The organism is Loigolactobacillus jiayinensis (assembly GCF_003946445.1).
In the GTDB taxonomy this organism is placed as follows: Bacteria; Bacillota; Bacilli; order Lactobacillales; family Lactobacillaceae; genus Loigolactobacillus; species Loigolactobacillus jiayinensis.
Genome location: NZ_RHOF01000083.1, coordinates 1 through 10,006 on the forward strand (window position 1 = coordinate 1; position 10,006 = coordinate 10,006).

Annotated in this window: 8 protein-coding genes; all 8 read left to right on the forward strand. The window is 42.8% G+C overall.

Annotated elements, in window-relative coordinates; translation table 11 throughout:
• Positions 1-432 precede the first annotated feature (432 nt).
• The 8 genes from EKM80_RS13795 to EKM80_RS13825 all read left to right on the forward strand — a co-directional run bounded on the left by EKM80_RS13795 (position 433) and on the right by EKM80_RS13825 (position 9,920).
• Positions 433-2,112 (forward strand): ABC1 kinase family protein, encoded by a 1,680-nt coding sequence (locus EKM80_RS13795; protein ID WP_125554168.1) that lies wholly within the window; start codon positions 433-435, stop codon positions 2,110-2,112.
• A gap of 137 nt (positions 2,113-2,249) precedes the next feature.
• Positions 2,250-2,927 (forward strand): NAD(P)H-dependent oxidoreductase, encoded by a 678-nt coding sequence (locus tag EKM80_RS13800; RefSeq protein WP_125554171.1) that lies wholly within the window; start codon positions 2,250-2,252, stop codon positions 2,925-2,927.
• Entirely contained in the window at positions 2,927-3,100 is a 174-nt protein-coding gene (locus EKM80_RS14935; RefSeq protein WP_164509585.1) for a hypothetical protein, read from the forward strand. Before EKM80_RS13800 ends, EKM80_RS14935 begins: the two co-directional genes overlap by 1 nt.
• Positions 3,101-3,120: 20 nt before the next feature.
• Positions 3,121-3,873, forward strand: coding sequence for a class I SAM-dependent methyltransferase (locus EKM80_RS13805; RefSeq protein WP_125554173.1), 753 nt, complete (start codon positions 3,121-3,123; stop codon positions 3,871-3,873).
• Positions 3,874-3,938: 65 nt separating this feature from the next.
• On the forward strand, positions 3,939-4,268 hold the full coding sequence (locus EKM80_RS13810; RefSeq protein WP_125554175.1) for a hypothetical protein: 330 nt from the start codon (positions 3,939-3,941) through the stop codon (positions 4,266-4,268).
• A gap of 156 nt (positions 4,269-4,424) precedes the next feature.
• Positions 4,425-5,543, forward strand: coding sequence for an exonuclease SbcCD subunit D (locus EKM80_RS13815; protein WP_125554177.1), 1,119 nt, complete (start codon positions 4,425-4,427; stop codon positions 5,541-5,543).
• A 1-nt stretch (position 5,544) separates the two neighbouring features.
• The gene (locus EKM80_RS13820; RefSeq protein WP_125554179.1) at positions 5,545-8,664 is read left to right on the forward strand and encodes an AAA family ATPase; all 3,120 of its coding nucleotides are present in this window, start codon (positions 5,545-5,547) and stop codon (positions 8,662-8,664) included.
• A 167-nt stretch (positions 8,665-8,831) separates the two neighbouring features.
• Positions 8,832-9,920 carry an Ldh family oxidoreductase gene (locus EKM80_RS13825; protein ID WP_125554182.1) on the forward strand — a complete coding sequence of 363 codons (1,089 nt, stop codon included), beginning with the start codon at positions 8,832-8,834 and terminating at the stop codon, positions 9,918-9,920.
• Positions 9,921-10,006 lie beyond the last annotated feature (86 nt).

Genomic DNA, 10,006 nt, shown 5'->3' on the forward strand with positions numbered 1-10,006 from the left:
AAAACTGTTTCATCGGTGTTTTTTTATGTGCATATAATCTACTTTAAAACTACGAATCACTAATAACTGCCGGCTGATCCTAATTGAGCTAACTAAACGTTTAATCTAATTCACAAAATAATGCTCTAACACTGCCAAGGTGGAATGGAGGCACTGGCGTTATCACTGTCGCTCGTTTTTTACAACTAAATTTAACAAGCATCAGCAACTAGTACTTAGCTGCTAAGTAGAACGCGCTTTCCGTTGTCGATTGAACTACGGTAAAGACCGCCAAGTTCAAGTCGCACGCGTTCCATACGCCAGTGCCGGAATGAAACCAAACCAAATCTGCCTACGAGTTAGTAGAGAATAGCCAAGCTTCAGAAAGGGCCTGAATTCGACTGGTACGCATTTTTTTGTATGTTAAGATGGAACTAAAAGCAGGTGACAGTGATGAAACCGAGAAAACGTGCGCGGTTATGGCAAATCATTAAGGTACTGCGTCAATATAATGTGCTACACAATTTCACGCATCAAACGCATCCGGAGCAAGTGCAGCAGGCCTTCACTGAGCTGGGGCCTACCTTTATTAAGGTCGGCCAGATGCTGTCGACGCGGACTGATTTAGTCACGCCAGCTTTTGCACATGTGTTAAAAGGGCTTCAGGATCAAGTGACTGCTGACGATTTTACCGTCGTCAAAGCAACTATTGAAGCGCAAACTGGTCAGAAACTAGCTGAACAATATGCTGAATTTGACCAGCAAGCATTTGCTTCGGCCTCAATGGGTCAAGCCCATCACGCGGTGACGCAAAGTGGCCAGCACGTCGTGGTTAAGGTGCAGCATCCAAATATTCGGGCGGATATCATCACTGATTTAGCGCTTTTTCAAAAGGCAGTTAGCTTATTGAAGTTCGTTCCTGAAGCAAGTGTAGTCGATCCACAAGCGATGTTCCGTGAAATTAAGCGTGCCTTATTTAATGAGTTAAATACTGAATTAGAAGTTGAAAATGGGCAACGTTTCTATCAGTTGAATAATGGTTGGGATATTATTCGGGTACCGCAAGTTAATATGACGCTTTCGCAGGGGACTATTTTGGTCAATCAGGTGATGCCAGGTAAGCGAATTACAGATGCAATCACAGATCTAGTGCCTGAGCAACGCCAATATTTAGCTAAAACGTTGGTACAAAACTTTTTGAAACAAGTTTTCACCGATGGCTTTTTCCATGCCGATCCACATCCTGGTAATATTTTATTCACTAAGGATGAGTTAGCGCCCAAGACTACAGTCAGGCACGCTTTCCGCCGCACTGAGTTTACAGCGGTACAGTCTGAAACATTGCCGCCATATCGCTTGATTTATTTAGATTTTGGCATGATGGGGCAGCTGGCACCAGCACTGATCACCGGTTTAGCTAATGTGGTGATTGCAATTACCGGTAAGGATAGTCGCGAAATTGGTCGTGCATTATTAGCAATTTGTAAACGCACAGGGACGGTTGATGAGGAAGCTTTCTTTCAACAATTAGGCACGTTTATGCAACCTTATTTCAATGCCGGCTTAGGCGATATTGATTTTGAATCGTTACTGTATCAGACTATCCAATTATGTCGCGCGAATCATTTACAAATGAATCCGGATGTGACCCTTTTGTTGAAAGCATTTAGCGTGTTGGAGGGAACTGTCGCGCAGCTTGATCCTAAACTATCAATGTTGACGGTTGCTCGTCACTTCGCCCGTGACTATTTTCAACAACACTTTGACTGGCGCCAAGAGAGTGAAGCTAGTGCAGTTAAACTCTGGCAATTATTCAAAACGGTCCCACAGTTACCAGTGAAATTGCTTAGTGTGCTGGATGTTTTTGAGCGCGGTGGGACCAAAGTTAGTTTTGAACTTAAACACCGCGAGCAACTATTAGATCGAATGGAAATGATTGTGAATCGGTTGGTGATTGCAATTATTTTAGCGGCAGTGATCATTGGGTCTTCGCTATTAGTTCAATCGCGGCAACCTGGCGATCTTATTGCTCGTTTAGGCATTGTTGGTTATTGCGCGGCACTGTTGGTCGTGGTCACCTTGGTGATCAGTAATTTATATCATCGCTATCAGAATTGGCGCCATAAGCGTTAGTTCTTAGCATCCAGTATAAAGAAAAAGCCGATTGTCAGGCGACCTTTAATACTGTCCTGTTACTAGCACATATTTACGCTTAATGGCGTGATTTTTTGTTATAGTTAGGTTATCAACTTAAGTGAGAAGAGGATAAGATGCAGACGCTAATTATCGTGGCTCATCCGCAACTGGCGGAATCGAGTACGCAGCAGTTTTTACGCCGTGGGGCTGAATTAGTTGCGGCAACTTGGCACCCATTAACGCAAAACTTTACCATAGCGGCGGAGCAAAGCCAATTACAGGCAGCCCAGCGAATTATTTGGCAGTTTCCGCTGTATTGGTACAGTGCGCCAGCAATGTTGAAAGCCTGGCAGGATCAAGTGTTAACCAGTAAATTTGCAATTCAGCAGCAAGCTTTAGCCGGTAAAGAACTGGGCTTGGTTGTGACGACGAATACACCAGCACGGGACTATCAATCTGGTGCTGCAGAGCAGTTTACATTTGCAGAGTTATTGCGTCCCTATCAAGCACTGGCTAATAAAAGCGGGTTGCACTGGCTGCCGCCATTTATCGTTCATCAATTTAGTTACCAAACGGATATTCAGCAGCAACAACTATTGATTGCCTATCAGCAATATCTGACTTTGGCGCAACCAGCTACTTTTGCAGAACGGCAACAATGGTTTGAACAGCGTCTCCAGCAGATGATTGCGCAAGCACCAGCCGCACAACGAACGCAGTTGGAATTAATGCAGAATGAATTAATCAATAAGCGCGATGATTTAGCTGAATTACGCTGGACGGTCGAACAAATGCGGGAGGCGGATGATTAATGGATTCATCATGGCTAGTTCAAGCAGCACAGCGGCTGGCGCAAGATAGCTCAGCCTATGAAGAGCGGGCATTTTTTCAAGCTTTAAGCCAGTTGGTGTTAGAGCAAGAAAAGCGGATCGCACAGGCACAAGGTGAAATCGATGGTCGTAGTTGGGATGAGCAGGCCTGGTAACTAAGTAGGAGATAGATGACATGGACAATCAAACAGTTGCCGACTTTTGGGATGATTTTGCACCGGATTATGTGGCGGCGCAGCGTGAATCGCGCTTACCGATCACAACTGATTTAACGGCGTACTTAACTCAGCAAAATATTTTACCGCATGCGCGTATTTTAGATGTTGGTGGTGGCGCTGGTCGCTTTGCCTTACCATTTGCACAAGTCGCGCGCCAAGTGACGATCAGTGATATTTCGCAGCAAATGTTAAATTTTGCCCAGCAAGCAGCACAAGCGGCTGGTTTAACCAATATTGAATTTCAGCAGATTGCGTGGTCACAATTAGCAGCGCGGCCACAAGCAGATGTGGTTTTTGCGAGTATGTTGCCATTAGCGCCTAAAGACTTAGCTAAGTTTAGTCAGTTAGCGCGGCAGGTTGCCGTACTAAATCGCGCGGTCACGCATACGGACAGTATTTCAACTGAGCTGCAACAGTTGCTGGACTTGCCGCCAGTCGATGATCCAACCAATGATGCAGCGATTTTTCAGAAATATGTGCAAACTGTACGGCAGCTTGGGTATCAGCCTTTGCAGCAGACGTTCACCTATCACTTAACCGAACAGGTGACCCAAGAAATGCTGGTGGCCGAGTTAGATGATGAATTAACGCTAGATCAGAAGAAAGTGTTCGCCGCTTGGTGTGTTAAAAAATTTGCTGATAACCGCGAAATAACGGCCCAGCAGACCTACGTGTTTAAAACGTTGCTTTGGCGGCTTGAATTGCAGTAGCTTATTTAGGGTACGACGGCTATAATGTAAGCAAAGTCTCAAGAAAATAATCGTGAGGTGCAAAAATGATGACGGTATTTGACGTGCTAAAAATGGTCACCATCAATCATATGCCGGTTGATGTACAGCAAATTGTCATGACGGATACAAACGGTAAGCCTAACAGCGTACTAACTGATCTGCTAAATGACGTTTTAGGCAAGATTCGAATTTTTATCGACTTGCAAGAAATCTCTGAAGTCGATCAATTAGTTGACGAGCTAAAAATGTTTACACCATTACCAATTGATGTATTGGATGAATACAGTAAAATGCTTGCACAGCCGGTCAGTAGCATCAACTTTGCACCACGGAAACAGCAGATTGAATTGGTTTACGATGAATATACGTATTGATTAGCAAGTAAATAAGGTGGGGTCAGACAAAATCGTTTTGTTCTGACCGTGCCTTTTTAGGTTATACTAAAATTGGCTTAAATGCAAACGTAAGTTCCCCAAAACGCAAAATTATGTTATAGTAATATTATCAAAAAACGGAAAGTTGGTGCGTTAATGCGATTTCTACATACAGCTGATTGGCATATTGGGAAAAGATTATACAATTATGGTTTAGAAGAAGAGCAAGAGGATGCGTTTCGCCAAATTTTAGCGCTGGCTAAGCAAGAAAAAGTAGATGCAATTGTTTTAGCAGGTGATATTTATGATCGCGCGTTGCCCAATGAACAAGCGGTGGCCATGGTGAATCAGATGCTACAACAGGTTAATTTAACAGCGCATTTCCCACTATTGGCGATTTCGGGTAATCACGATAGTGCGATTCGACTGGAAACTGGTAGCCCGTGGTTTAAAGCAACTGATTTTTATTTGCATACGCAGCTGGAGCAGGCATTTACACCCATCGAACTTAACGATACACAATTTTTCTTGTTGCCATACTTTGAACCGTTTGCAGCGCGCCAATACTTTAAGGACGATAAGCTACGGACGATTGCACAGGCAATGCCACAAGTTGTTGCGGCAATGCAAGCTAAATTTGCACCAAATAAAAAGCATGTTTTGGTCGCTCACTTTTTTGCAGCGGGCAGTCAGCAAAGTGATTCCGAGACTAAGGTAACTGTTGGCGGCTTAGATGCTGTTCCTACCGATGCTTTGGCCGCATTTGATTATGTGGCGTTGGGCCATTTACATAATGAAACGGCACTGCATACGGCACGAATTAAATATAGTGGCTCACCATTGAAATTTTCTGTTTCTGAGGCGCAAGTACAAAAAGGTGTTTGGATCGTGGATACTGAACCATTTCATACCGAGTTTCTACCATTAACGCCATTACGCGATGTGACTGAAGTGACTGCTAGTTTCACTGAGTTGATCGATCCTAACTATTATACAAAGCTTGATCGTAATAATTTTATCGCAATCAACTTAACTGACACTAAGGTTATTCCTAATGTGATGCAGGAATTACGTCAGATCTATCCGTATATTTTAAGTTTGACGCGGGAAAATGGTCGTGAAGTTACGGCAGTAACAGCAAAGAAAATCCGTAATTTGTCACCATTGACATTATTGGCCGACTTTTTTAAGGAAACGACAACGCAGCCGTTGACAGCTAAGCAAGAAAAATTAGCGGCAACTGCTCTTAAGATTGCAGAAAAGGATGGTGATTAGGGTGCGTCCGCTAACTTTAACCATGAAGAATTTTGGTCCTTACGCCAATGAAACAATCGATTTTACTAAATTTCAAGAGACGCCACTTTTTTTAATTAGTGGCAAAACGGGTAGTGGGAAGACCACAATCTTTGACGGCTTGTGCTACGCCTTATTCGGAGAAACATCAGGCCAAGGACGTAACGGGAAAATGTTGCGTTCTGATTTTGCCGCGTCAACTGAGCTCACTCAAGTTAGTTTTCGTTTCTCTCATCGTGATCACGAGTATTTCATCGTGCGTCAACCTGATCAAAAGGTGCCTAAGAAGCGTGGTGAGGGCTACCGCGATCAACCAGCTAAGGTATCGTTAACTGTTTTTCAACAAGGCAAAGAGATCAAAGAATTAACAAAAGCAAATCAAGTCATGGTTTTTATTCGTGACTTATTGCATTTAGATGCTAACCAATTTGCCCAAATTGTCTTGTTACCTCAAGGCGAATTTCGTAAATTCTTGATGTCTGATAGTAACGACAAGGAAAAAGTATTACGAAATCTATTCGGCACACAAATTTATGCGCGCTGGGCCCAGACACTGAAGGAACAACGCCAGGATGCTAGTAAAGCTAATGCAGCTGCAAACCAGCAAGTTAACACCATTTTACAACAAGCATATTGGTTGCCTGAATTTCAGCTGGCCACAAGTGAAACAAGTCCAAATGCTGTGCGGGAGGCGTTGCAGCAGCAATTGCCGCAACTACAACAACAAGTAACGCGTGCCGAACAACAAATGAAAACAACGCGCCAGGCTGAACAACAGCAACAAGCCGCTTTCACCACAGCACAACAACAAGCTAAATGGTTACAGGAACAACAGCAGACGCAAACTACTTTAGCGACCCTGACTGCCCAGCAACCAGCAATGACGGCCTTACAACAGCAAATTACATCATTGGAGTGGGCGCAAGGGGTTCAGCCATTAGCGCAACAACAGCAACGATTGACGGAGCAACAGCAACAATTACAACAAAGCTTAACTCGTTTGCAACAACAGCAACCGCTATTACAAACTGAGTTGGCAACAGCGCAGGGCCGTTTAACGCAACTACAGGCTGAGACACCACAGCAAACAGCACGACAAGAACAATTGCACCAAGGCCAAGCATTAATCCCGCTATATCAAGACGTGACTGAGTTGAGTCAAAAAATTAATACCGCACAGACTGCTGTGAAACAGGTACAGCAAACTAAAAAGGCACTTCAAGATAAGCAGGATCAGTTGGCGCTTGAACAAACTAAATTAAATGATTTAGTTGCCACCACCGGTAAAATTGCTAGTGAATTAGCAGCTTTAACTAATCAACAACAAGCCCAACAACGATTACAGCAACAAGTAACTGACCTACAGCAACAGGCGCTACAGCTAAAAAGTGCCGCAGAAGATTTAGAGCAACAACGTGCTAAATTAGCGGCTTTACAGCAAGCTAGTGCTACAGCACAAGCAACTTTCCTACAGATGAAAAGTGATTGGGCTGCCACACAGATTGCGCGGTTACAACAAGATTTACTGCCTGGCGAACCTTGTCCAGTCTGTGGTTCAACTGAACATGTTGCAATGGCGCCGGTTGCGACTAAAGTTGTTAGCGAACAAGATTATCAGACAGCTGAAACTGCTTGGCAACAAGCCCAAGCGGATACCGCACGCTTGGCTGGCCAAGTTGAGAGTACAGCGGCTACTTTACAGCAACAGCAAACAACTTGGCAACAAGCCAGTGTAGCCTTATTACAGACGGCTAAGTTACCAGTAGCCGATTTAGCCGAATTGAACACGGTGTTGCAACAAAAACAGCAACAAGTAGCCCAAGATTTAATGAGTAAGCAACAGCAACAAAACCAGATAAGCCAAGCAACAGCACGGCTAGATGAATTAAGTATCGTTTTGCAGACTAATCAAAACGATTTGCAGCAGCAAGAAGTACAACAACAGCAATTAGCGCAGCAATTAATCGCACTGCAGACGCAACAACAAGCCAAACAACAACAGCTACCTACTGAATTCAGTGATCAGAGTGCCTTACAGCAGCATTTAACGCAATTACAACAGCAAATAAAAGCGTTCGATCAAGAATTAGCAACAGCGACTAAACAGCAGGCAACAGCGAGCTCGGCCAGTTTGGTTAATCAAACACAGATTGATGAACAAACTAAGCAATTGGCTAATGTAACGCAGCAGTTGGCACAACATCAAGCTGAGTTGACACAAACATTAAATGAAGCAGCTAAAACGCCAGAACAGCTACAGCAGCTATTAGCAAAATTAACAGAATTAAGTCATTACCGACAACAGCTACAAAGCTTTAACGACCAACGATTACAATTAGAAACACGGCAGCAGAGTTTGGCCGCTCAAATAACGTTAACGACACCACCGGATTTAGAGGCATTACAAACTGAGCTAGAGCAGACAACGACAACGTTACGTGAGCAGGAAAAGGATTACTATCAATTAAAAGACTACTATGACCGTGATCAGCAAGTACTAGCTCAGACAACCAAACAATTAGCTGGCATTCAAAAACAAATAGTAGAAGTGGCTGAATTAACGCAATTGGCAGAAGTTGCCAGTGGTGATGGGCCGCAGAAATTAAGTCTAGAACGTTACGTGTTGCAAACTTATTTGCGCGAAGTTTTAGCGGTTGCTAATCAACGATTAAAGTTGCTGACCCGCGCGCGTTACCAATTTCAATTACGGACTGTTAATGGTAGTTATCGAACTAACACAGGCTTAGAAATTGATGTTTATGATGATAATTGTGGCGCAATTCGTAGTGTGCACACCTTGTCTGGCGGTGAGAGTTTTATTGCAGCATTATCTTTAGCGTTAGCATTAGGCGAAGTTATCCAACAAGAATCTGGTGGCGTCGAGATTGAGGCGCTATTTGTCGATGAAGGCTTTGGCTCATTAGATGAAGATGCACTAGAAACTGCCTTAAATGCACTAGAGACAGTTGAGGGCAAACAGCGAATGATCGGTATTATTAGCCATGTGAAGGAATTGCAAGAGCAGGTTCCAGATCAACTCCAGGTTGAAACCAATGGTAATGGACAAAGCCACGTTCATTATCAATTAGGTTTTGAATTTTAGTAATCTAATAAATAAAGCTTATAAATCAGCGTTTTATTAATGTAAATTAGTTGAAGATTAGTTTTTAATTAAAAAATTAATTGACAAGTAACACTATTATCCTTACCATTTAAGCAAGACTTATTTTAAAAGATGAACAAAAAATATTAATTGGTGTGGTGATTAGTGTGATAAAAAGATATGACAGCGATAAAATTAAACAATTGGTTTTTAACATTTATCAGGCTTATGGGTTTTCTTCAGATCAAAGTCACAAGGTAGCAAATACGCTGATCTATACTGACTTACATGGAATCGAATCTCATGGGGTACAGCGATTGGTTATGTATGATCATTTTATTCAAAATGGTAAGATTCGCGTTCAAAGTGAACCGGAGATTGTCAAAGAAACCGATGTGAGTGCTGTTGTTGATGCTAACTTTGGTATCGGGCAATTGAATGGTATCTATAGTATGAATTTAGCCATTGAGAAGGCAAAACAGCATGGTATCGGGATTGTGACGACACGCCATTCGGGTCATTATGGGATTGCCGGTTACTACGCTGATATGGCGGCGCAACAAGGTTTGATTGGGATGTCGTCATGCAATTCACGACCAGCAATGCTGCCAACGCATGCTACTAAAGCATTTGTTGGCACGAATCCAATCGCATTTGCCATGCCGGCCAAACCGCATACCTTTATTTTTGATTGTGCAACTACGACAGTGCCACAAGGTAAGATTGAAGTTTATAATAAGTTAGAAAAAGACTTGCCAGCGTTATGGGTTGCTAAAAATGGCAATGAACCTGTCTATGACCACACGCAAACTGAAGACTTTAAGGCATTACGTGATCCTGACGCTACGGTTGGTTTAGCGCCATTAGGTGGTGTTTCAGAGGATACTGGGAGTCACAAAGGTTTTGGCCTAGGTATTATTGTTGAAGTCTTCACGTCGATTTTATCAATGGGCAATATTTCGACTGAAATTACGCCCGAAGATTTATCGGTGGGACCATATCAAAGTTTTACGGCTATTGATCCTTCTATTTTCGGTGATAAAGACCAAATCATTGATCGCTTCTCCCGTTATTTACAAGATATTCGCGAATTACCAGCAATTCCAGGCAAAACGATTTACGTACATGGCGATAAAGAAGCAATTGCTTATGCCGACCGTAAAAAGAATGGCATTATTATTGATGATCGCACTATGGAAGAGATCATTGATATTGCCCAACGCTTAAATATTAATTATGAAGAATTAGTTGCTTAATATTTTTATTGAAACCTTTCGCCTTAATTGGTGGCTCTTTGTCAAATCCTGTTGATAGCTAATTTTAGGCAGAATTGGAAATTAAG

Excerpts from the sequence above, each read along its gene's own strand:
- EKM80_RS13805 (WP_125554173.1), top strand. The coding sequence starts at position 3,121 with ATGGACAATCAAACAGTTGCCGACTTTTGGGATGATTTTGCACCGGAT.
- EKM80_RS13810 (WP_125554175.1), top strand. The coding sequence starts at position 3,939 with ATGATGACGGTATTTGACGTGCTAAAAATGGTCACCATCAATCATATG.
- EKM80_RS14935 (WP_164509585.1), top strand. The coding sequence starts at position 2,927 with ATGGATTCATCATGGCTAGTTCAAGCAGCACAGCGGCTGGCGCAAGAT.
- EKM80_RS13800 (WP_125554171.1), top strand. The coding sequence starts at position 2,250 with ATGCAGACGCTAATTATCGTGGCTCATCCGCAACTGGCGGAATCGAGT.
- EKM80_RS13815 (WP_125554177.1), top strand. The coding sequence starts at position 4,425 with ATGCGATTTCTACATACAGCTGATTGGCATATTGGGAAAAGATTATAC.
- EKM80_RS13795 (WP_125554168.1), top strand. The coding sequence starts at position 433 with ATGAAACCGAGAAAACGTGCGCGGTTATGGCAAATCATTAAGGTACTG.